Below are 22,368 nucleotides of genomic sequence, written 5' to 3'. Positions count from 1 at the left end.
GCATTTTTTTAGGCGGGAATCGTTTCTATTTTTCTGGCACGTGACCAGACGCGGTGTGCGGTCATCAGCGTCAGCAGGGTATCCATAAACTGTGCGTCTGCATAGTCCGCTTCCACAACGCCTTCTTCTCCTTCATTTTTGATATTCAACGTTGCTTTAAACTGACGAGCATCGCCGGACAAGGCGATAGGTTTTAAGTGCTTATACGCTTCGAGTAAATAATATCGGGCATCACCGTTCTTAATGATGTCCGCGAGATTACCGCATGGAACGATAACCGCATCGACCGTCAGGGATGGCGAACCCGCAAAAGTACCGGCGATCGTCAGAGCAGATCCATCATCGGCAACTACCTTACCCATTCGGGAATAGAGCAATTTGGCATGAACGCCTTTGGCCTGTAGGGCTTGCATGATGGCGAGCAGGTCGCTCGATTTCACCTGGTCATTAAGTAGGATGGCGACCACGCGGCTCTTAATCTCACCTTGCGCACCTGCATATAAACTGAGTGACGGTGCATTTTTCAAACCGTTGACGTTGGGCGGTGGCGCAATGCTGGCCTGTTCCTTGGTTAGCTTAAAACCGAGATTATCGGCAACCGCCTCGGCGAGGGCAGTATCAATATGAGCTAACTGTTCGACCACTCTTTCCCGAATATAGGGGCGCGTAACCTTACTGAGTTCGAAACTGAATCCGTCGATAATATGCTGCTGTTCAATTGGCGTCTGACTTAGCCAGAACAGGCGAGGGTGCGCATAGTATTCGCCAAAAGAGGGGCTACGTTCGCGGATTTTGTTTCCTTCAATCCGTTCCTGATACGACTCAAATCCACCGCGTTTTGGCCCCGGCGGCGTTTCACGCGGCCAGTTATCATTGATGGAATTCGGTTCATAGTTGGCTGGATTGGTATCGATGTCCATACGATGCATGCCGTCACGCTGGAAATTATGGTACGGACAGGTCGGGCGATTAATCGGGATTTCATGGAAATTGGGCCCGCCCAGGCGACTAATTTGGGTATCGGTATAGGAGAACAAGCGACCCTGCAGCAGGGGATCGTTAGTAAAATCGATGCCAGGGACGATATGTCCGGGATGAAAAGCGACTTGTTCATTTTCGGCGAAGAAATTATCAGGATTGCGGTTCAGCACCATTTTACCGACGCGTTGCACCGGAACCAGCTCTTCCGGGATCAGCTTGGTCGGGTCGAGCAGGTCAAAATCGAACTTAAATTCATCTTCTTCGGGAATCAGCTGTAGTCCCAGTTCATATTCCGGATAATCGCCCGCTTCGATAGCTTCCCACAGATCGCGGCGATGAAAGTCGGGATCCCGACCGGTAAGTTTTTGCGCTTCATCCCATACCAGCGAGGCTTTGCCTGCCAGCGGTTTCCAGTGGAAACGGACAAAGGTGGCTTTCCCTTGCGCATTAATCAACCGAAATGTGTGAATACCGAAGCCTTCCATCGTGCGATAGCTGCGCGGAATACCCCGATCGGACATTGCCCATATGACGTTGTGCAACGTTTCAGGCTGTAATGAGACATAATCCCAGAAGGTGTCATGGGCGCTTTGGCCCTGCGGGATAGCCCAATGCGGCTCCGGTTTAACCGCATGGACGAAATCCGGGAATTTATGGGCATCCTGAATAAAGAAGATGGGAGTATTGTTTCCCACCAGGTCGAAAATGCCCTCTTCAGTGTAAAACTTGGTCGCAAATCCCCGTATATCTCTGACCGTATCCGCAGAGCCTGCGCCGCCCTGAACGGTAGAGAATCGGACAAAAACCGGGGTGATTTTATTTTCATCACTTAGAAAGTCCGCTTTCGTCGTCGCACTCAGGTTGGCATAGGACTGAAAGTAACCATGAGCGGCAGAACCTCGGGCATGTACAATCCGCTCCGGGATGCGTTCATGATCAAAATGGGTAATCTTTTCCCGCAGGATAAAGTCTTCCAGTAGGGTTGGCCCGCGATTACCTGCGCGCAGAGAGTTTTGATCGTCTGCGATTCGCACACCCTGATTAGTTGTCAGAGCAAAATCTTCGCTTCCTTTACGAAAACTGTCCAGTGCAATGAGTTTGTCACTTTTGATATCCGGCGCTTTTAAACTGCCGGACGTAGTGGGCTGCATACCTGGTGGCGTGGGTTCAGGTGTTGACCGATGTGAACCGTCTGTGGGTGCCAGTGAGTCAAGTCCTGGCTGGGATTCGCTGGCATCATGAACCGGCGCTGAGTGATGGAGTGGATGCTTATCATTCTGTGACATTAAACTCGTCTCCTGGTTTCATTGCTGAAAGGGTCGTTGTTGCTGTCAAAAGCTTTAACTATAGACCACTCACTCAGTGGCGCAGGTACAGGTCGATGACGTAAAGCGCGATGAACCAGGCAAACAGCGCACGCAAGGCAGGACGCAAGGCGGCAAAATCGGCTAAGATAGCGGTTTTCTGATTTTTAGAATTTGTCTTTAGTGAAGCAACTGATTATGAAACCTCTTCGCCAACAAAATCGTCCGGTTATCAGCTATGTTCCTCGCGTGGAGCCCGCGCCACCAGAGCATGCGATTAAAATGGATGCGTTTCGTGACGTATGGATACTACGCGGAAAATATGTCGCTTTTGTCTTAATGGGGGAGGCGTTTCAACGTTCGCCTGCATTTACGGTCCCGGAATCAGCACAGCGCTGGGCTAATCAGGTTCGCCAGGAAAATGAACTAAGGGATTAATGGATATAAAAAAACCGCCGGAGCATGATACTCCGGCGGTTTTTTGTTTTTTAGCTGACAGACTTAGCGATGCGCCAGTTCGGCGTTATCGTCGCTGTCCAGAATCGTTTTATCAGTCTGCTTGAGCCATTGGCTGGTCAGCGTACCGGCAGTCATGGAACCGCTTACGTTCAGCGCGGTACGCCCCATATCGATCAGCGGCTCAACGGAGATCAGCAGCGCAACCAGCGTGACCGGCAAACCCATAGCGGGCAGGACGATCAGCGCGGCAAATGTTGCACCGCCACCCACACCCGCAACCCCTGCGGAGCTCACGGTCACGATACCAACCAGCGTGGCAATCCACATTGGGTCCAGTGGGTTGATACCGACGGTCGGTGCAACCATTACTGCCAGCATTGCCGGGTACAGGCCCGCACAACCGTTCTGACCAATCGTGGCACCAAACGAGGCGGCAAATGAGGCGATGGATTCAGGCACGCCCAGACGACGGGTCTGCGCTTCAACGTTCAGCGGAATTGAGGCTGCGCTGGAACGGCTGGTGAAGGCGAACGTCAGCACTGGCCATACCTTGCGGAAGTATTTTAACGGGCTAACGCCGTTCACACCCAGCAAGATCCCGTGAACCACGAACATAATGCCCAGACCGAGATAAGAGGCCACGACGAAGCTACCCAGCTTGATGATGTCCTGCAGGTTGGAACCCGCAACCACTTTGGTCATCAGCGCCAGAACACCGTACGGCGTCAACTGCATCACCAGACGAACCAGTTTCATCACCCAGCTTTGCAGGGTATCGATAGCGACCAGAACGCGCTCGCCTTTTGGTGCATCATCTTTCAGCAGTTTCAGTGCGGCTACACCCAGGAATGCGGCGAAGATAACCACGCTGATAATCGACGTCGGGTTCGCGCCAGTCAGATCGGCAAACGGGTTTTTCGGAATAAACGACAGCACCAGTTGCGGAACGCTGAGGTCAGCCACTTTGCCAACATAGTTGGTTTCAATCGCGTTCAGACGGGCGGTTTCAGCACCACCTTGCACCAGACCTTCGGCGGTCAGGCCGAACAGGTTGGTCACCAGAACCCCTACCAGCGCGGCAATCAGTGTGGTAAACAGCAGCGTTCCGATGGTCAGGAAGCTGATTTTACCTAACTGAGAGGCGTTATGCAGACGTGCAACGGCGCTGAGAATAGACGCAAATACCAGCGGCATAACAATCATCTGCAGTAGTTGGACATAGCCGTTGCCGACAATGTTGAACCACTGTACTGAGTCCTTAAGAACCTGGCTGTCGGAGCCATAAATGGTGTGCAGGGCAAGGCCGAACACGACACCCATGACCAGACCGACCAGTACTTTTTTGGCCAGACTCCACTGTTTGTGACGGGCTTGCGCCAGCACGAACAGCAGCACTACGAACACGATAATGTTCGCGATTAATGGAAAGTTCATCCCCGTTCTCCTGATCTTATTATGCGTATCACCGTTTAAAGGTGATTCTGTTGGCGCAAGATTAGCAGAACTGTGACTTGCCTCTTATATTCAAATGGAATTGTTTATACCTAAAATGATTTTTTGGCTGATTTATTAGTCAATCTGATGCGTTATGAAACGATTGAACTGCATTTGTAGCGTATTAATCATCTGCGAAGACCAGCGTACCGCGCTGTTCTCTTGTACGGTTTGCGGCATCCAGATTGCCCACGCGAACAGTGCCATGCACAGAAACCGCTCCAGTTGATTGCCTTTTTGCGGCACGAGGATGGGCAGACGAAAACGCCAGCGGCAGGGCCAAAGCAGGGGAACGCCTGCTGGGGTCAGCATGTCGGCCAGAATGTGACTAAGATAGCCGAGTACCATACCTTGTAAGGCATCGGCAGGTATTATCCAGGTATCCGGGACTTTCAGGTAGAACGTGGCCAGCAGGGCAAAAACCGCCAGCAGGCTATGTGTAAACCCGCGATGACCAAATGCCCGGGCAATGGGTTTTGATATCCACTTCAGACGCTGCCCCAGCAGAGACTTGGGATGATCAATATCCGGCAGCAGGCACGTTAAAATGGCTGAAGGAACAATATGCCACCAGTCACCCTGCGCAAGAACGGGCGTTAGCTCGGCATTCTTGGCAAATACCGCACAGGCAATAGAAAAAAGAAGGTGGCCTTCCGCCGTCATGATAAAACCCAATAAACTGTCGATTCATACAGTATAGGGGTTTTATACAGTAGGCGGAAGAGGTGACGTTGTAACCCTATGTCACAAGTGCGCCTTTACCGCGCCAGCCAACCGCCATCCACCGCCAGCGTATAACCATGAATATAGTCAGAGGCGGGACTTGCAAGGAAAACAACCGGGCCTTTTAGATCATCCGGCGTTCCCCAGCGCCCTGCGGGAATACGATCGATAATCTCCTGATTGCGCTCGCTGTCTGCGCGCAGTTGCTGAGTGTTGTTGGTCGCCATATAGCCGGGCGCGATGGCGTTGACATTAATTCCTTTGGCCGCCCATTCATTGGCGAGCAGGCGAGTGATGCCCAGAACGCCGCTTTTTGATGCGGTATAGGAAGGTACACGGATACCCCCCTGAAAAGAGAGCATCGAGGCAATGTTAATGATTTTTCCACCATTGCCCTGCGCCACAAACTGGCGCGCCACGGCCTGCGACAGAAAGAAAACGGATTTGAGATTCAGATTCATCACGTCATCCCAATCTTTTTCACTGAAGTCCAGCGCATCCTGACGGCGTATAGTTCCTGCATTGTTGACCAGAATATCGACCCGGCCAAACGACGACACCGTTTGTGTCACGATGCTGGTGAGAGCATCTTGTTGACTGAGGTCGGCCTGAATGGCCATAAAGCGTCGACCGAGGGCGTTAATTTTCTCTGCGGTTTCATGCGGTATTTTACGATTCACGCCGACTACATCGCAGCCCGCTTCAGCCAGCGCCACTGCCATACCCTGCCCGAGGCCGGTGTCACATCCAGTGACGATGGCGACTTTACCCTCGAGACGAAAAGCTTCCTGAATCATGTTTACCTCAACTATTTATGTCATTAACGCTTGCGCTATAGGGCAAGGATAGGAGAGGTTAAACAGAAATACAATTTAAAATGAAACGGTGTTTTAAAAATTCAAAGATGAAAAATGAAAAAGCGGGCAATACGATCATTGCCCGTTACAGGATTAGCCGCGCAGATGAGCGGCTGTGAGTTCGGTGAGCGAGGTTAGTTTGACGTCGGCAAGAACGAAGCGAGGATCGTCCTGATTCTCATGCGCTGGTACGACGATGGAACGCATACGGGCAGCTTTCGAGGCAATCATGCCGTTCACTGAGTCTTCCAGTGCTACGCAGTTTAACGGGGCAATGCCCAGTTTCGCCGCACAATCGAGGTAAACTTGTGGGTGCGGTTTGCTGTAAGGCAGTTTTTCTGCAGAAGCCAGCGCGTCGAAGTCATCGCGCAGATCAAACATGGTCAGCACTTTTTCCAGCATATGTAGCGGCGAGGCGGATGCCAGTCCTACTTTGATTCCCTGAGATTTGCACAGTGCCACAGCTTCACGAACGCCTGGCAGCAGCGGTTTTGTCTCTTCAACCAACGCAATGGCCCGGGTAATGATGCGCTCGGTGACTTCCTGACGTGAGGGGCCGTTCCAGGGTTGCTGCGCAAACCACAAATCAACCACCATGTCGATGCGTAAGCCAAGGGTATCGGGAAGTTCATGGCGGCGGGAGATATCAACGCCTAAACTTGCTATCACATCCAGTTCAGCCTGATCCCAAAGCGGTTCAGAATCGACCAGTAACCCATCCATATCGAAAATTGCAGCAAGAATTTGACGCGGGGTTGACATTACAACCTCTCCTTTACGGTGATAAAAGGGATTAGAGCCAGCCTGGACGGACTCTGAGCGTTCATTATGGCTAATTCAGAAGTATACCGCCTTTAAAGATCAGGCGAAAACGGTAATCAACGGGTAAACTTAGGCCAAAATGACACGTCTTAATCAAGGGGAACTCATGACGTATCAACAAGCTGGACGCATTGCCATCTTGAAAAGGCTGGTGGGATGGGTGGTTTTCATTCCCGCGCTGATTTCAACGCTGGTTTCAGTACTGAAGTTTATGTACGCGCACAGCGAAAAGCAGGAAGGGATTAACGCGGTCATGCTCGATTTTGCCCATGTGATGATCGACATGATGCGGGTGAACACACCTTTTCTTAACGTGTTCTGGTATAACTCGCCAACGCCCGATTTTCAAAGTGGACTGAATCTCGTTTTTTGGCTGATATTCATCCTGATTTTTATCGGCCTGGCGTTGCAGGACTCAGGCGCCAGAATGAGCCGCCAGGCGCGTTTCTTACGCGAAGGCGTTGAGGATCAGCTAATTCTGGAACAGGCAAAGGGCAGTGAAGGATTATCCCGCGAGCAACTTGAGTCGCGAATTGTGGTACCGCACCATACGATCTTCTTACAAATTTTCCCGCTTTATATTCTGCCGGTGATCGTTATCGTGATCGGCTACTTTTTCTTCTCATTGCTGGGCTTTTTGTAAGTGCCACTCTATCGGGCCTGCCACGTTGCGAAACGGCAGGCCTGATAAGCAACACGGTACGTCGTTAGGCCGCCAGTAATCTATCCAGCGCTTTCTGCGCCACAACCAAATGCTGTCCCCCGAACAGAATTGCCCGATTCAGCAGCGTATAGAGCTGGTAGATTGGCTGCCTGTCGAGAAAGTCCAGCGGCAGTGGCGAGACAGACTGGTAACCGTCATAAATTTGCGGCGGCTGATCGGTATGTAACGGCAGCATTGCCAGGTCACACTCTCTGTCCCCCCAGTAGCAGGCAGGGTCAAAGATATACGGACCGTTAGGACCGAGGGCGCAGTTCCCGGACCACAAATCACCGTGCAGGAGAGACGGCTGCGGCTGATGAGAAGAGAGACGTTGCTGAACGTGTTCGACGATGGCGTCAATATTGCCAAACGCTATGCCTTTTTCAGCGGCGAGTTCCAGCTGCCAGCCTATACGCTGCTCGGCGAAAAAGGTTGACCAGCGACGTTGCCAGGTATTTGGCTGCGGCGTGGTAGAGAGCGCGTTATCGAAGTCGAGACCAAACTGAGGCTGGTCGCTCCATTCGTGCAAATGCGCAAGCTGTTGACCGAGGATAAACGCGTTATGCGCATCAAGCGGACGGGGAGGGAGGAAATCCATCACCAGAAAGCTGTAATCTCTGTCTGCGCCTACTGCCCAGACTTTCGGTACAGATACAGTTTGACTGCGGGAAAGTAGCTCCAGCTGATCGGCTTCTGCCGTAAAGCCGGTTAACAGCTCTCTTTCATCGCATTTGACGAAAAAATCTCGCCCCGCATAGCGTAAATGCCATGCGGCGTGGATCTCTCCGCCGGGCAGTTCATTACGCAGTTCGATTTCGCCTTCACCTAATTGCTCGCTTAAAAGACGACTGATAGCCTGCCACATGATGTCTCTCCCCATGTTGTCTGCCAGATCATAAGGTTAGCGCAAGAATGCGGTTAAAAAACACGAACTGACGCACACCACGGACGCGTCATCGCTGGAAAGGCACTTAATGTTTGTCGTTCTTCTTCACCCCGTACCGCTGTGGAGACGTCTGACTGCACATGATTCACTTCTTTGTAATCACGTGATTTTTTATCATAGTCGCATAACACCCATGCTGACAGTTTTACGCGAGAATCCCCCTTTTTCTTCAAAAGAGGGACGGTGTCGTTACTGAGCGAGATACGAATATATTTTTTGCGTGTCGTCCAAAGAGCACAGGCGAGTACCCTGATTCAGCGTTGCTGCGCTGCCCGCGGCGACACCGTAACGGACAATATCCTCAAAAGGCGCGTTCTCTGCCAGTTTAAGCGTCATGGCCCCGACCATACTGTCGCCTGCACCTACGGTACTTTGACTTTTCACCGGTGGCGGAACCACCTGAACGCAGGTATCGCGATCTACACCCAGCGCCCCTTGCGGCCCAAGCGATACCACAACGCGGTGCGCTTTTCCGCTTTGCACGATTTCCTGTGCGGCTTTGCGCACATCATCGGGCTGTGTCAGTTCGCGGTTAACCAGCGCACTCAGTTCTTTGAGGTTGGGTTTGACCAGTTCGATATTGCCGATGGCTAACGCCGCCGTCAGTGCTTCGCCTGAACTGTCGACAATACAGCGGATCCCCTGTTTTTGTGCGGTGGTAATGAGTCGGGTCAATTTCTCAAGCTGTACGCCGGGCGGCAAACTGCCGCTGATGACCAGCAGCGCGCCAGATTCAATTTCCAGCACCTGATCCTGAAGTTGGTAGAACTCTTCATCGGTCAGCGCAGCGCCTGGCATGACAAAACGATATTGTTCGCCGCTGGACTCCACGTGGACATGAAGATTTTGTCGGGTCCAGTCTTTGGCTTCGACGGTAGATACGGGAACATTTTCGTCGGCGAGCAATGCAACAAGATGTTCTCCGGTTGCTCCCCCCGCGGGGAAAATCGCTGTTGCGGTTCCGCCAAGATGGGCTATTGCGCGAGCGACGTTGATACCGCCGCCGCCGGGTTCAAAAACCGGCGAGTTACAACGAAGCTTACCTTCCGGGTAAATTTGCGGGGTGATTGTTGCGCTATCGAGAGAGGGCGCAAGTGTTAACGTATAGATACGTACCATCTTTACCTCCTGTTAGGCTGAACTCAGTCTGGCACTTAACCTCCCGAAAGTGAAGTAATTAACAACATGATTTTTCATATCTTTATTTAAAATTATCGTCATAAAGATATATAAATAAAATAAAGGTTTAGGAACGCTCTTATTCAAAAAATGAAATAAGAATTTATTGCTATGTTATTCGAGTCTTTTTATAATTTGTTACCTTTCAAGGGTCTTTTGTCATTGATCCATATGAAAGTTTCCGAGACCGTAATGGTCTCTTTTTTTGTTGTACGGACTCTTAATAAATGAAGCTTTTGAAGACAGTGCCCGCAGCATTACTGCTGACGGGAGGCCTGCTTGCGTCAATGCATGCTGTAGCCGATGACTCCGTTTTTACTGTCATGGATGACCCTTCCAGCGCGAAAAAACCCTTTGAAGGTAACCTGAACGCGGGATATCTCGCCCAGTCAGGCAACACAAAAAGTTCTTCTTTAACCGCAGATACCACCATGACCTGGTACGGCCAAACGACCGCATGGTCTCTGTGGGGAAATGCCAGCAATACCTCCTCAAATGATGAGCGTTCATCGGAGAAATATGCCGTAGGTGGCCGTAGTCGTTATAACATGACCGACTATGACTATCTCTTTGGGCAGGCAAGCTGGTTGACCGACCGTTACAACGGTTATCGCGAGCGTGACGTACTGACCGCAGGTTACGGTCGTCAGTTCCTCAACGGACCTGTGCACAGCTTCCGTTTCGAATTCGGTCCTGGCGTGCGCTATGACGAGCACACGGATGGCACCACCGAAACACAGCCGTTGGGCTATGCGTCCGGCGCTTATGCATGGCAGATGACGGACAATACCAAGTTTACTCAGGGTGTGTCGGTATTCGGCGCTGACGATACCACGCTCAACTCTGAAACTGCCCTGAACGTTGCCATCAACGAGCACTTTGGGTTAAAGCTGGCTTACAACGTGACCTGGAACTCTGAACCGCCGGCAACAGCGCCGGAGCATACCGATCGTCGCACGACAGTTTCCCTCGGCTATCGGATGTAATGACAAGCCGGGTCAAATAAATGACCTGGCTTTCCTAAATTAAAGTTAAGTTTATTTAATATTTAATTTGCGTTTTATTTTTTTATCTGGTCATAACGCGCTATTTTCAGACAAATTCGATTAATCGATAAATAAACGAAAGCGGAACAGTGGGTGAGCGTCATTTAGCCCCAGATCATCGCAGCCCAGCGCAGCATCAACATGGCCGCACAAATAACGAGCAGAACCACAACCATCTTCCAGTGTTTCTTCGCAAAGCGATTTGTGGGCATTGTTTTTTTCCTGCTCAGGTTAGATGACTTTGTGCAAGTGTAACAAAGACGGTTGGGTGTCAGTGAATTGATTTACATCATAGAGCGCGCGTTGATTGTTGCTTTGATCGACCCGTAATGCCGTGTACACTGTCAAACGGTGTTATCAAAAAGCGGGTGTAGGTCCAGTGTGGTCTCTAAGGCGACCAGTGACATATTTCGCAGAGTGAAGCGGGAATCAGCCCAGACCTTTTTGATAATTTTAAATATTGAATCTTTGTATGTGCTCTTACGTGTGGGGCACCACTGCAAATAAGGATATAACATGCCTGTTATTACTCTTCCTGATGGCAGCCAACGCCATTACGACCACGCTGTAAGCCCCATGGATGTTGCGCTGGACATCGGTCCAGGTCTGGCGAAAGCCACTATTGCTGGCCGTGTTGACGGTGAGCTGGTAGATGCTTCCGATCTGATTGAGCATGATGCGAAGCTCTCCATCATCACCGCGAAGGATGAAGAAGGTCTGGAGATCATTCGTCACTCCTGTGCGCACCTGTTAGGGCACGCGATCAAACAACTCTGGCCGCACACCAAAATGGCGATCGGACCGGTTGTTGATAACGGTTTTTACTACGATATCGATCTTGACCGTACGTTAACCCAGGAAGACGTCGACGCGCTCGAGAAGCGGATGCACGAGCTCGCTGAGAAAAACTACGATGTCATTAAGAAGAAAGTCAGCTGGTACGAAGCGCGTGAAACCTTCGTGAAGCGTGGCGAGACCTATAAAGTCTCCATTCTTGATGAAAACATTGCCCATGATGACAAGCCTGGCTTGTACCATCATGAAGAATATGTCGATATGTGCCGTGGCCCGCACGTGCCGAACATGCGTTTCTGCCATCACTTCAAACTGATGAAGACCGCAGGGGCATACTGGCGTGGCGACAGCAATAACAAGATGCTGCAGCGTATTTATGGTACTGCATGGGCAGATAAAAAAGCCCTGAATGCCTACCTGCAACGTCTGGAAGAAGCAGCCAAACGCGATCACCGTAAAATCGGTAAACAGCTTGACCTGTATCATATGCAGGAAGAAGCACCTGGTATGGTGTTCTGGCACAACGATGGCTGGACTATCTTCCGTGAACTGGAAGTATTCGTTCGTTCAAAACTGAAAGAATACCAGTATCAGGAAGTGAAAGGCCCGTTCATGATGGACCGTGTGCTGTGGGAAAAAACAGGTCACTGGGACAACTACAAAGATGCAATGTTCACCACCTCTTCTGAGAACCGTGAATACTGCATTAAGCCAATGAACTGCCCAGGCCACGTGCAGATCTTTAATCAGGGTCTGAAATCCTATCGCGATCTGCCGCTGCGTATGGCTGAGTTTGGTAGCTGCCACCGTAATGAACCGTCAGGTGCGCTGCATGGCCTGATGCGTGTTCGTGGCTTCACTCAAGATGATGCACATATCTTCTGTACTGAAGAGCAGATTCGTGATGAAGTTAACGCGTGCATTCGTATGGTCTACGATATGTACAGCACCTTTGGCTTCGAGAAAATCGTCGTCAAACTGTCCACTCGCCCCGAAAAACGTATCGGTAGCGATGAAATGTGGGACCGTGCTGAAGCTGACCTGGCCGTTGCGCTGGAAGAAAACAACATCCCGTTTGAGTTCCAACTGGGTGAGGGCGCGTTCTACGGTCCGAAAATTGAATTTACCCTGTATGACTGCCTCGATCGTGCATGGCAGTGCGGTACTGTACAGCTGGACTTCTCCCTGCCGTCCCGTTTAAGCGCCTCTTACGTTGGCGAAAACAACGAGCGTCAGGTTCCGGTTATGATTCACCGTGCAATTCTTGGGTCGATGGAACGTTTCATCGGTATCCTGACCGAAGAGTTCGCGGGCTTCTTCCCGACCTGGCTCGCGCCGGTTCAGGTTGTGGTCATGAACATCACCGATTCTCAGTCTGAATACGTTAACGAATTAACGCAGAAACTACAAAATGCGGGTATTCGTGTAAAAGCAGACTTGAGAAATGAGAAGATTGGCTTTAAAATCCGCGAGCACACTTTACGTCGTGTCCCTTACATGTTGGTCTGTGGCGACAAAGAGGTAGAAGCAGGCAAAGTTGCCGTGCGCACCCGTCGTGGCAAAGACTTGGGCAGCCTGGACGTAAATGAAGTGATTGAGAAGCTGCAACAAGAGATTCGCAGCCGCAGTCTTCAACAACTGGAGGAATAAGGTATTAAAGGCGGAAAACGAGTTCAAACGGCACGTCCGAATCGTATCAATGGCGAGATTCGCGCCCTGGAAGTTCGCTTAACAGGTCTGGAAGGCGAAGCTTTGGGTATTGTGAGTCTGAGAGAAGCGATCGAAAAAGCTGAAGAAGCTGGAGTAGATTTAGTTGAAATCAGCCCTAACGCCGAACCGCCAGTTTGTCGTATTATGGACTACGGCAAGTTCCTTTATGAAAAGAGTAAGTCTTCTAAGGAACAGAAGAAAAAGCAAAAAGTTATCCAGGTTAAGGAAATTAAATTCCGTCCTGGCACCGACGATGGCGATTACCAGGTAAAACTCCGCAGCCTGGTACGCTTTCTGGAAGATGGCGATAAGGCTAAGATCACGCTGCGTTTTCGCGGTCGTGAGATGGCCCACCAACAGATCGGTATGGAAGTGCTCAACCGCGTCCGTGACGATCTGAGTGAACTGGCAGTAGTCGAATCCTTCCCTACGAAGATCGAAGGCCGCCAGATGATCATGGTGCTCGCTCCTAAGAAGAAACAGTAAGGCCTTCAAGTAGCAATGTCTGTGGAGCCTACGGGTTCCACAGCCGTTGTTCGCCTACGTTTCGTTTATTAACAATGCGAAGTGGAAGTTATTAAAATGCCAAAAATTAAGACCGTACGCGGTGCTGCTAAGCGTTTCAAAAAAACCGGTGGTGGTGGATTTAAGCGTAAGCACGCAAACCTGCGTCATATTCTGACCAAAAAATCTACTAAGCGTAAACGTCACCTGCGTCCAAAAGGCCTCGTGTCTAAAGGCGATCTGGGTCTGGTTATCGCGTGCCTGCCGTACGCATAAGCCGTTAACGTTTAATTCATTTTTTTACTAAGAATATAGATACAGGAGAGCACATATGGCTCGCGTAAAACGTGGTGTAGTTGCCCGTGCACGTCACAAGAAAATTTTGAAACAAGCTAAAGGCTACTACGGTGCGCGTTCTCGCGTATACCGCGTTGCCTTCCAGGCTGTTATCAAAGCTGGTCAGTACGCTTATCGTGACCGTCGTCAGAAAAAGCGTCAGTTCCGTCAACTGTGGATTGCGCGTATCAACGCAGCAGCACGTCAGAACGGTATTTCTTACAGCAAATTCATCAACGGCCTGAAAAAAGCCTCTGTTGAAATCGACCGTAAGATCCTGGCTGACATCGCAGTATTCGACAAAGTAGCGTTCACCGCTCTGGTCGAAAAAGCGAAAGCAGCTCTGGCATAAGCCGGTGAAAAGAGGGAGCCTGGCTCCCTCTCTTTTATTTGTAGTGCAATCAATTAGTTGACAATTTATCCGTAAGCCTTTTCAATAAAGGTTGTCCGGTTTTTACCACACAAGGTAACGCAAGCATGAATGCTGCTATTTTCCGCTTCTTCTTTTACTTTAGCACCTGAACTCAGGAGGCTTGCGCGTGAAAGAAGAAACGGAAAACAGCGCCTAAAAGCCTCCCTGGTGGAGGCTTTTTTTATACGCGTCATCCTTCAAGTTGTCTCTGTATTGGCTGCATTCGCTCTTTGGCCGCGTTGATACAACTTGAATGATTTTGCGTATATACGAGCGACTAGTGAATATCGCAACATAACGAGGAAAACCATGTCACATCTCGCAGAGCTGGTTGCCAGTGCAACGGCCGCCATTAACCAGGCTTCAGATGTTGCCGCGTTAGACAATGTCCGCGTCGAATATTTGGGCAAGAAAGGGCACTTGACCCTTCAGATGACAACCCTGCGCGAACTGCCGCCAGAAGAGCGCCCGGCAGCAGGTGCGGTGATTAACGAAGCCAAAGAGCAGGTACAGCAAGCGCTGAACGCGCGTAAGGCCGAATTAGAAAGTGCTGCGCTGAATGCTCGTCTGGCTGAAGAAACGATCGATATCTCACTCCCTGGGCGTCGTATCGAAAACGGCGGTCTGCACCCGGTGACGCGTACAATCGACAGGATTGAAAGTTTCTTCGGTGAGCTGGGCTTTACCGTGGCGACTGGTCCGGAAATCGAAGATGACTATCATAACTTCGATGCGCTCAACATTCCTGGCCATCACCCGGCGCGCGCTGACCACGACACTTTCTGGTTTGACGCGACGCGTCTGCTGCGCACACAGACTTCCGGCGTGCAGATCCGCACCATGAAAGAAAAACAGCCGCCGATCCGTATTATCGCCCCGGGCCGTGTATATCGTAACGATTACGATCAGACACACACACCAATGTTCCACCAGATGGAAGGGCTGATTGTTGATACCAACATCAACTTCACCAACCTGAAAGGCACGCTGCACGATTTCCTGCGCAACTTCTTTGAAGAAGACCTGCAGGTTCGTTTTCGTCCTTCCTACTTCCCGTTCACTGAACCATCTGCGGAAGTTGACGTGATGGGCAAAAACGGCAAATGGCTGGAAGTGCTGGGCTGCGGGATGGTTCACCCGAACGTGTTGCGTAATGTTGGCATCGATCCGGAAATCTATTCCGGCTTTGCATTCGGTATGGGTATGGAGCGTCTGACCATGCTGCGTTACGGCGTTACCGATCTGCGTTCTTTCTTCGAAAACGATCTGCGTTTCCTCAAACAGTTTAAATAAAGGCAGGATAAAACAATGAAATTCAGTGAACTGTGGTTACGCGAATGGGTAAATCCGGCGATTGATAGCGATGCGCTGTCAAACCAAATCACGATGGCGGGTCTTGAAGTTGACGGTGTGGAACCTGTTTCCGGCGCGTTCAATGGCGTTGTGGTAGGTGAAGTGGTTGAATGTGGCCAGCACCCGAACGCTGACAAACTGCGCGTCACCAAAGTGAATGTAGGCGGCGACCGCCTGCTGGATATCGTCTGCGGTGCGCCAAACTGCCGTCAGGGGCTGAAAGTGGCTGTGGCAACCGTTGGTGCCGTTCTGCCGGGCGATTTCAAAATTAAAGCCGCGAAACTGCGCGGTGAGCCATCTGAAGGCATGCTGTGCTCGTTCTCCGAGCTGGGTATTTCCGACGATCATAACGGGATTATCGAACTGCCTGCTGATGCGCCAATTGGCACTGATATCCGTGAATACCTGAAGCTTGACGACAACACCATCGAAATCAGCGTCACGCCGAACCGCGCCGACTGCTTAGGCATCATCGGTGTGGCGCGTGATGTTGCTGTACTGAACAAAGCCCCGCTGGTTGAGCCGGAAATCGCGCCAGTAGCCGCGACCATTAGCGACGTCCTGCCGATTCAGGTCGAAGCCGTGGAAGCCTGCCCACGCTATCTGGGCCGCGTGGTGAAAGGCATCAATGTTAAAGCGCCGACCCCGCTGTGGATGAAAGAAAAACTGCGCCGTTGCGGTATTCGTTCTATCGATGCCGTGGTTGACGTGACTAACTATGTGCTGCTCGAACTGGGTCAGCCGATGCACGCATTCGACAAAGACCGCATTGAAGGCGGAATTGTTGTCCGTATGGCAAAAGAGGGTGAGACCCTGGTATTGCTGGACGGCAGCGAAGCGAAGCTGAATGCAGATACGCTGGTGATTGCGGACCACAACAAAGCGCTGGCGATGGGCGGCATCTTTGGTGGCGAACATTCCGGTGTGAACGATGAAACACAAAACGTCCTGCTGGAATGTGCATTCTTCAGCCCGCTGTCTATTACCGGTCGCGCGCGTCGTCACGGCCTGCACACCGATGCATCTCACCGCTATGAGCGTGGTGTCGATCCTGCGCTGCAACATAAGGCCATGGAACGTGCAACGCGCCTGCTGATTGATATCTGCGGCGGTGAAGCGGGCCCAGTCATTGACGTGACGAACGAAGCCACGCTGCCAAAACGCGCAACCATTACGCTTCGTCGTAGCAAACTGGATCGTCTGATCGGACACCATATTGCCGATGAGCAGGTGAGCGACATTTTGCGTCGTCTGGGTTGTGACGTGACGGAAGGGCAGGATGAGTGGAAAGCGGTCGCGCCGAGCTGGCGTTTCGATATGGAAATCGAAGAAGACTTGGTCGAAGAAGTCGCCCGCGTATACGGGTATGACAATATCCCGAACACGCCGATTCAGGCGGGTCTTATCATGGGTACGCATCGTGAAGCGGATTTGTCGCTGAAACGTGTAAAAACCATGCTGAATGACAAAGGCTACCAGGAAGTCATTACCTATAGCTTCGTCGACCCGAAAGTCCAGTCGCTGCTGCATCCGGGTGAAGAAGCGCTGCTGCTGCCAAGCCCAATCTCTATTGATATGTCGGCAATGCGTTTGTCCCTGTGGACTGGCTTGCTGTCTACGGTAGTGTATAACCAGAATCGTCAGCAGAACCGCGTACGTATTTTCGAAACGGGTTTACGTTTCGTGCCAGATACGCAGGCCAACCTCGGGATCCGTCAGGATCTGATGCTGGCTGGCGTGATCTGCGGTAACCGTCATGATGAACACTGGAATCTGGCAAAAGAGACCGTTGATTTCTATGATCTGAAAGGCGATCTGGAAGCGGTTCTCGACCTGACAGGCAAACTGGCAGACATTCAGTTCAAAGCTGAAGCGAATCCAGCACTGCATCCGGGTCAGTCTGCGGCGATTTATCTGAAAGGTGAACGTATTGGTTTCATTGGGGTTGTTCATCCTGAACTGGAACGTAAACTGGATCTGAACGGTCGCACTCTGGTGTTTGAACTGGAGTGGAATAAGCTCGCAGACCGCGTGGTGCCTCAGGCGCGTGAAGTTTCTCGCTTCCCAGCGAACCGTCGCGATATCGCAGTCGTTGTGGCAGAAAACGTTCCCGCTGCGGATATTTTATCCGAGTGTAAGAAAGTTGGCGTAAATCAGGTAGTTGGCGTAAACTTATTTGACGTGTACCGCGGTAAGGGTGTTGCGGAGGGCTATAAGAGCCTCGCTATCAGCCTGATCCTTCAGGATACCAGCCGTACACTTGAAGAAGAGGAGATTGCCGCTACCGTCGCCAAATGTGTAGAGGCATTAAAAGAGCGATTCCAGGCATCATTGAGGGATTGAACCTATGGCGCTTACAAAAGCTGAAATGTCAGAATATCTGTTTGATAAGCTTGGGCTTAGCAAGCGGGATGCCAAAGAACTGGTCGAGCTGTTTTTCGAAGAGATCCGTCGTGCTCTGGAAAATGGTGAGCAGGTAAAACTCTCTGGTTTTGGTAACTTCGATCTGCGTGATAAGAATCAACGTCCGGGCCGTAACCCGAAAACGGGCGAAGATATTCCCATTACAGCACGGCGCGTGGTGACCTTCAGACCCGGACAGAAGTTAAAAAGCCGGGTTGAAAACGCAACGCCCAAAGAAGAGTGATTTAACGATACGCAGAGTATGACGCGTATAACTAAAAAGGCCGCTATGCGGCCTTTTTCCTTTTCACTACCGAATCAGCACCGTAGAATCACCTCCATCTCTTTTCAGCAGAATGGAAAACATGCTGACTTTCGCCCATCAACAACAGCGCCGAAATGTGCGCTGGATACTGTCACTGTCAGTACTGATGCTACTGGCAACGATTCTAAGCTTGTGCGCAGGAGAACAATGGATCGCTCCCGGCGACTGGTTCAGCGCCCGCGGCGATCTGTTCGTCTGGCAAATTCGACTTCCCCGTACCCTTGCCGTTTTGCTGGTAGGCGCTGCATTGGCCTTATCTGGCGCAGTGATGCAAGCTCTGTTTGAAAACCCGCTCGCAGAGCCTGGATTACTGGGCGTATCTAACGGCGCGGGAGTCGGGCTTATCGCGGCGGTGCTGCTGGGGCAGGGGCAACTCCCCGGCTGGGCGTTGGGCCTTTGCGCCATTGCCGGGGCGCTGATTATCACGCTTATTCTGCTACGTTTCGCCCGTCGACATCTGTCTACCAGCCGCCTGCTGCTGGCGGGGGTGGCGCTGGGGATAATCTGTAGCGCGCTGATGACATGGGCTATCTACTTCTCTACCTCTTTTGACTTACGACAGCTGATGTACTGGATGATGGGGGGGTTCGGTGGCGTAGACTGGCATCAGGCCTGGCTCATGGTGGCGTTGATTCCGGTGTTGGTGTGGATTTGCTGTCAGTCGCAGCCGATGAATATGCTGGCGTTAGGAGAGACTTCTGCACGTCAGTTGGGACTGCCATTATGGTTCTGGCGCAACCTGCTGGTGGTTGCCACAGGCTGGATGGTTGGCGTGAGCGTGGCTCTGGCAGGGGCGATTGGTTTTATTGGGCTTGTGATCCCGCATATTTTGCGACTGTGCGGCCTCACCGATCACCGTGTTTTACTGCCAGGTTGTGCGTTGGCTGGCGCAATCGCATTATTGTTTGCTGATGTTGTCGCGCGTTTGGTGCTGGCCTCGGCTGAATTACCTATCGGCGTGGTAACGGCCACCATGGGCGCACCGGTATTTATCTGGCTATTGTTAAAAGCCGCGCGCTAGAACGCGTTGGTTCGGTCTATGATTAAAAACTGAAAATCCACCTGTTGTTCTGGAGATGCTATGCAAAACACTATCCTCGATACAGAAGTGACGACCATCGACGGCGAGGTTACCTCACTGCAGCCGTATTCCGGGAATGTGCTGTTAATCGTCAACGTTGCTTCAAAATGTGGACTGACGCCGCAGTACGAGCAACTGGAAAATCTGCAGAAAGCCTGGCACCAACAGGGCTTCAGCGTTCTTGGTTTCCCTTGCAATCAGTTTCTGGGCCAGGAGCCGGGCAGCGAAGAGGAAATAAAAACGTACTGCAGCACCACATGGGGCGTAACTTTCCCGATGTTCAGCAAAATTGACGTCAACGGCGAGGGACGCCATCCGCTGTATCAGAAGCTGATTGATGCCGCGCCAACGGCCGTTGCGCCTGCGGATAGTGGGTTCTACGAGCGAATGGCGAGCAAAGGTCGTGCGCCGCTCTACCCGGACGATATCCTGTGGAATTTCGAGAAGTTTTTAGTGGGTCGCGATGGAAAAGTGCTGCAACGATTCTCACCGGATATGACACCTGAGGATCCCATCCTGGTGCAAACCATCAAGCAGGCGCTGGCAAACTAATGTCTCGATTGATGCAGCTACAGGACGTCGCGGAATCGACCCGTCTCGGCCCGCTTTCTGGTGAGATCAAAGCAGGAGAGATCTTGCATTTAGTGGGACCAAACGGTGCCGGAAAAAGTACGCTGTTGGCGCGTATGGCGGGTCTGACAAACGGAGAGGGCAGTATCACTTTTGGTGATATGCCGTTGGAGGAATGGCCGGCCGCCAGGCTGGCGCAATATCGCGCCTATCTTGCGCAACAGCAAAATCCGCCGTTTGCCATGCCGGTCTGGCATTTTCTGACGCTGCATCAACCCGACAAAGCACGTACCGATCTGTTACAGGAGATCGCCGATGCGCTCGGCCTGGGAGATAAACTGGGGCGCGGCGTGAACCAACTCTCCGGCGGTGAGTGGCAGCGTGTGCGCCTGGCTGCGGTTATCCTGCAGATTTGCCCGCAATCGAATCCATTAGGTCAGCTTTTACTGCTGGATGAGCCGATGAACAGTCTGGATGTCGCGCAACAAAACGCACTGGACCGCTTGTTGAGTCAGCTGTGTTTGCAGGGCATAGCGATTGTGATGAGTAGCCACGACCTTAATCACACCTTACGCCATGCGCATAAAGCCTGGCTACTCAAACGCGGGAAACTGCTTGCCAGTGGTTCACGAGATGCGGTGCTGACGCCGGCCAATCTGTCTGCGGCCTATGGCGTCAACTTCCGACGTTTGGATATTGAAGGGCACAGAATGCTCATATCAACCACTTAAGTGAAATGGGTTCTTGAAAATCATATAATTTCCACGCTAAATTGGTATAAAAATAAAATTCAGAGGATTCGTACTGAATGCGCTTTTGGCTCCTTTTCATCACAGCATTGTTTTTGGCGGGCTGCAGCAGCCATCGTGCGCCTGCGCCAAATGCCCGCTTGTCGGATTCTATTGCCGTTATCGCCGGTCTTAATGATCAGCTACAAACCTGGCATGGCACACCCTATCGTTATGGCGGTATGAGTCGTAGTGGGGTGGATTGTTCTGGATTTGTTTTGATGACGATGCGCGATAAATTCGACCTGCAACTTCCGCGCGATACGCGTACGCAATCAAAGATTGGTACCGAAATTGATAAAGACGATTTGCTGCCCGGCGATCTGGTTTTCTTTAAAACCGGGTCTGGGGAAAGCGGTCTGCATGTTGGTATTTACGATACCAATAATCAATTTATTCATGCTTCAACCAGCCGTGGCGTGATGCGCTCGTCTCTGGATAACGTTTACTGGCGTAAAAACTTTTGGCAGGCGCGACGTATTTAATCCCCCGCAACTCCGAGGCTGCCATCGAGTGCGCAGCCTCAACATCACCATTTGAAAGTTAACTTTTATTTCTGCTTTTGGTTAGACAATACCCCTGAACATTAAGAGCGTATCTTGCTAAAAATATGATTTATTCCGAGATATTAAAAAGTGCAAAGCTGGATATTCGCTTATAATCAGGATAAGCTAAAAAAAAGGATTCGATTTACCGGCTAAAAAGGGAAAAATGAAAGGGCCTCTACTTGCATCAGCAGTAACGTATTTCTCCATCCTTTGCTACAGGATGCCGGATAACACCCATGCAGCGGGGCTGGCACGATGATTGTTTCACTGGATAATCTTTACCATTCTGAGTTCTCTTTTCTTCCTGCGAGAAGCGAAAAAGGCGATCTTGAATTCGTCGATATCATCACCAGTTTCGCCAGTGCGCATGGGGATGTGCGTATACCTACCGAGCTGGTCCTACCTCGGATGTCAGACGACGAACAATGTCGTTTATTTGTAGAAAAACTAGAATTAATCGAAACGTGCCAACATTTTTTTATTCAGCGAAAAGTATCCGCCTGGATTAATTTAACGCCAGCAGTTGCTAATACTTTATTATCAGATACTGAACTTGCTTCACAAGTTGAACGATTTTCATTTCTGGAGCTGACTATTAATGAAAGCTATCCGGAGTTAAACAAAGGTAAAGATAATCCAATATTGGCCGCACTTGCTGCGCGATTTCCATTAGTCCTGACAAACTATGGTTCTGGCGGTATATCAACCCGGGCAATTTTTGACGGCCTGTTCAAACGCGTCGTGCTGGATAAAAACTTTGTTCAACAAAGGATTGCACATATTTCGTTTGAACCGTTTATGCGGGCTATTCTGGCGCAACTATCGCCCAGCTGTGAGTCAATAATCATTAGCGGAATTGATACACAAGAGATGCTGGAGCGCGTCTTGCCTGTGGGATTCAGTGCCATGCAGGGAGGGTTGTGGCCTGCGGTGCCTCCTGCGCAGATAATTTCGCTCGCTAAGATATAACCCTTTTATTTGCTGGTGTTTAACAGCCTATTAACAGTCTACACTAGAGGCAGGAGGCCC

Annotated in this window: 24 protein-coding genes and 1 other annotated feature; of the genes, 16 read left to right on the top strand and 8 right to left on the bottom strand. The window is 51.0% G+C overall.

Annotated features, from left to right (window positions below):
• Nucleotides 1–8: 8 nt before the first annotated feature.
• Nucleotides 9–2,267 (bottom strand): catalase HPII, encoded by a 2,259-nt coding sequence (gene katE, locus ACHHZ7_RS07845; RefSeq protein ID WP_060682306.1) that lies wholly within the window; start codon nucleotides 2,265–2,267, stop codon nucleotides 9–11.
• Between the two features lie 192 nt (nucleotides 2,268–2,459).
• On the opposite strand from katE, the gene cedA reads away from it, so the two are divergent.
• Nucleotides 2,460–2,723: a cell division activator CedA gene (gene cedA / locus ACHHZ7_RS07840; protein WP_008784569.1), complete on the top strand. Its 264-nt coding sequence runs from the start codon at nucleotides 2,460–2,462 to the stop codon at nucleotides 2,721–2,723.
• A 63-nt stretch (nucleotides 2,724–2,786) separates the two neighbouring features.
• Here cedA and tcyP read toward each other — a convergent pair whose 3' ends face one another.
• The 4 genes from tcyP to hxpB form a co-directional block, all read right to left on the bottom strand.
• Nucleotides 2,787–4,178: a cystine/sulfocysteine:cation symporter gene (gene tcyP / locus ACHHZ7_RS07835; protein WP_006684833.1), complete on the bottom strand. Its 1,392-nt coding sequence runs from the start codon at nucleotides 4,176–4,178 to the stop codon at nucleotides 2,787–2,789.
• Nucleotides 4,179–4,313: 135 nt separating this feature from the next.
• Nucleotides 4,314–4,913: a metal-dependent hydrolase gene (locus ACHHZ7_RS07830; RefSeq protein WP_008784570.1), complete on the bottom strand. Its 600-nt coding sequence runs from the start codon at nucleotides 4,911–4,913 to the stop codon at nucleotides 4,314–4,316.
• An 83-nt stretch (nucleotides 4,914–4,996) separates the two neighbouring features.
• Complete coding sequence (gene kduD / locus ACHHZ7_RS07825) at nucleotides 4,997–5,758, bottom strand: 2-dehydro-3-deoxy-D-gluconate 5-dehydrogenase KduD (protein ID WP_032943158.1); 762 nt, start codon at nucleotides 5,756–5,758, stop codon at nucleotides 4,997–4,999.
• A 153-nt stretch (nucleotides 5,759–5,911) separates the two neighbouring features.
• Nucleotides 5,912–6,580 carry a hexitol phosphatase HxpB gene (gene hxpB / locus ACHHZ7_RS07820; RefSeq protein ID WP_032943160.1) on the bottom strand — a complete coding sequence of 223 codons (669 nt, stop codon included), beginning with the start codon at nucleotides 6,578–6,580 and terminating at the stop codon, nucleotides 5,912–5,914.
• 166 nt (nucleotides 6,581–6,746) lie between these two features.
• Between hxpB and ACHHZ7_RS07815 the strand changes: the two genes are divergently transcribed.
• Nucleotides 6,747–7,283 (top strand): YniB family protein, encoded by a 537-nt coding sequence (locus ACHHZ7_RS07815; protein WP_008784573.1) that lies wholly within the window; start codon nucleotides 6,747–6,749, stop codon nucleotides 7,281–7,283.
• A 64-nt stretch (nucleotides 7,284–7,347) separates the two neighbouring features.
• Here the strand turns inward: ACHHZ7_RS07815 and ACHHZ7_RS07810 are convergent, their stop codons facing one another.
• On the bottom strand, nucleotides 7,348–8,208 hold the full coding sequence (locus tag ACHHZ7_RS07810) for a fructosamine kinase family protein (RefSeq protein ID WP_003030598.1): 861 nt from the start codon (nucleotides 8,206–8,208) through the stop codon (nucleotides 7,348–7,350).
• A gap of 270 nt (nucleotides 8,209–8,478) precedes the next feature.
• Nucleotides 8,479–9,408, bottom strand: coding sequence for a 6-phosphofructokinase II (gene pfkB / locus ACHHZ7_RS07805; protein WP_060682305.1), 930 nt, complete (start codon nucleotides 9,406–9,408; stop codon nucleotides 8,479–8,481).
• Nucleotides 9,409–9,695: 287 nt separating this feature from the next.
• Between pfkB and ACHHZ7_RS07800 the strand changes: the two genes are divergently transcribed.
• The gene (locus ACHHZ7_RS07800) at nucleotides 9,696–10,454 is read left to right on the top strand and encodes a YdiY family protein (protein WP_060682304.1); all 759 of its coding nucleotides are present in this window, start codon (nucleotides 9,696–9,698) and stop codon (nucleotides 10,452–10,454) included.
• 164 nt (nucleotides 10,455–10,618) lie between these two features.
• Here the strand turns inward: ACHHZ7_RS07800 and yniD are convergent, their stop codons facing one another.
• Nucleotides 10,619–10,726, bottom strand: a complete 108-nt coding sequence (gene yniD / locus ACHHZ7_RS07795; protein ID WP_123969695.1) for a small membrane protein YniD — start codon at nucleotides 10,724–10,726, stop codon at nucleotides 10,619–10,621.
• Between the two features lie 304 nt (nucleotides 10,727–11,030).
• Here yniD and thrS point away from each other — a divergent pair, with 304 nt between their 5' ends.
• The 13 genes from thrS to ACHHZ7_RS07730 all read left to right on the top strand — a co-directional run bounded on the left by thrS (nucleotide 11,031) and on the right by ACHHZ7_RS07730 (nucleotide 22,308).
• On the top strand, nucleotides 11,031–12,959 hold the full coding sequence (thrS, locus tag ACHHZ7_RS07790; RefSeq protein WP_003832572.1) for a threonine--tRNA ligase: 1,929 nt from the start codon (nucleotides 11,031–11,033) through the stop codon (nucleotides 12,957–12,959).
• Nucleotides 12,960–12,962: 3 nt separating this feature from the next.
• Nucleotides 12,963–13,505, top strand: coding sequence for a translation initiation factor IF-3 (gene infC / locus ACHHZ7_RS07785; protein WP_048997935.1), 543 nt, complete (start codon nucleotides 12,963–12,965; stop codon nucleotides 13,503–13,505).
• A 96-nt stretch (nucleotides 13,506–13,601) separates the two neighbouring features.
• Entirely contained in the window at nucleotides 13,602–13,799 is a 198-nt protein-coding gene (gene rpmI / locus ACHHZ7_RS07780) for a 50S ribosomal protein L35 (RefSeq protein ID WP_003030583.1), read from the top strand.
• Between the two features lie 55 nt (nucleotides 13,800–13,854).
• Nucleotides 13,855–14,211, top strand: coding sequence for a 50S ribosomal protein L20 (rplT, locus tag ACHHZ7_RS07775; RefSeq protein WP_003030578.1), 357 nt, complete (start codon nucleotides 13,855–13,857; stop codon nucleotides 14,209–14,211).
• A 120-nt stretch (nucleotides 14,212–14,331) separates the two neighbouring features.
• Nucleotides 14,332–14,456, top strand: a sequence feature (Phe leader region).
• A complete protein-coding gene (pheM, locus tag ACHHZ7_RS07770) occupies nucleotides 14,337–14,381 on the top strand; it encodes a pheST operon leader peptide PheM (RefSeq protein WP_001386830.1) in 45 nt (14 codons plus the stop codon). (Overlaps the previous feature by 45 nt.)
• Before the next feature lie 124 nt (nucleotides 14,457–14,580).
• Nucleotides 14,581–15,564 (top strand): phenylalanine--tRNA ligase subunit alpha, encoded by a 984-nt coding sequence (gene pheS, locus ACHHZ7_RS07765; RefSeq protein WP_003832580.1) that lies wholly within the window; start codon nucleotides 14,581–14,583, stop codon nucleotides 15,562–15,564.
• A gap of 15 nt (nucleotides 15,565–15,579) precedes the next feature.
• Nucleotides 15,580–17,967 carry a phenylalanine--tRNA ligase subunit beta gene (gene pheT / locus ACHHZ7_RS07760; protein ID WP_032943162.1) on the top strand — a complete coding sequence of 796 codons (2,388 nt, stop codon included), beginning with the start codon at nucleotides 15,580–15,582 and terminating at the stop codon, nucleotides 17,965–17,967.
• Nucleotides 17,968–17,971: 4 nt separating this feature from the next.
• Nucleotides 17,972–18,271 carry an integration host factor subunit alpha gene (gene ihfA, locus ACHHZ7_RS07755; RefSeq protein ID WP_003030571.1) on the top strand — a complete coding sequence of 100 codons (300 nt, stop codon included), beginning with the start codon at nucleotides 17,972–17,974 and terminating at the stop codon, nucleotides 18,269–18,271.
• 121 nt (nucleotides 18,272–18,392) lie between these two features.
• Nucleotides 18,393–19,373 (top strand): vitamin B12 ABC transporter permease BtuC, encoded by a 981-nt coding sequence (gene btuC, locus ACHHZ7_RS07750; RefSeq protein ID WP_003832584.1) that lies wholly within the window; start codon nucleotides 18,393–18,395, stop codon nucleotides 19,371–19,373.
• A gap of 60 nt (nucleotides 19,374–19,433) precedes the next feature.
• A complete protein-coding gene (locus tag ACHHZ7_RS07745; protein WP_003832585.1) occupies nucleotides 19,434–19,985 on the top strand; it encodes a glutathione peroxidase in 552 nt (183 codons plus the stop codon).
• Nucleotides 19,985–20,734, top strand: coding sequence for a vitamin B12 ABC transporter ATP-binding protein BtuD (gene btuD / locus ACHHZ7_RS07740; protein ID WP_060682303.1), 750 nt, complete (start codon nucleotides 19,985–19,987; stop codon nucleotides 20,732–20,734). Before ACHHZ7_RS07745 ends, btuD begins: the two co-directional genes overlap by 1 nt.
• A 77-nt stretch (nucleotides 20,735–20,811) precedes the next feature.
• Entirely contained in the window at nucleotides 20,812–21,276 is a 465-nt protein-coding gene (locus ACHHZ7_RS07735) for an NlpC/P60 family protein (RefSeq protein ID WP_003832591.1), read from the top strand.
• A 318-nt stretch (nucleotides 21,277–21,594) separates the two neighbouring features.
• The gene (locus ACHHZ7_RS07730; protein WP_063941497.1) at nucleotides 21,595–22,308 is read left to right on the top strand and encodes an EAL domain-containing protein; all 714 of its coding nucleotides are present in this window, start codon (nucleotides 21,595–21,597) and stop codon (nucleotides 22,306–22,308) included.
• Nucleotides 22,309–22,368: the final 60 nt, after the last annotated feature.

The organism is Citrobacter freundii complex sp. 2024EL-00216, assembly GCF_043945515.1.
GTDB lineage: Bacteria > Pseudomonadota > Gammaproteobacteria > Enterobacterales > Enterobacteriaceae > Citrobacter > Citrobacter portucalensis.
Note: the sequence above shows the minus strand (reverse complement) of the source record. Positions and strands in the feature narration are given on the sequence as shown.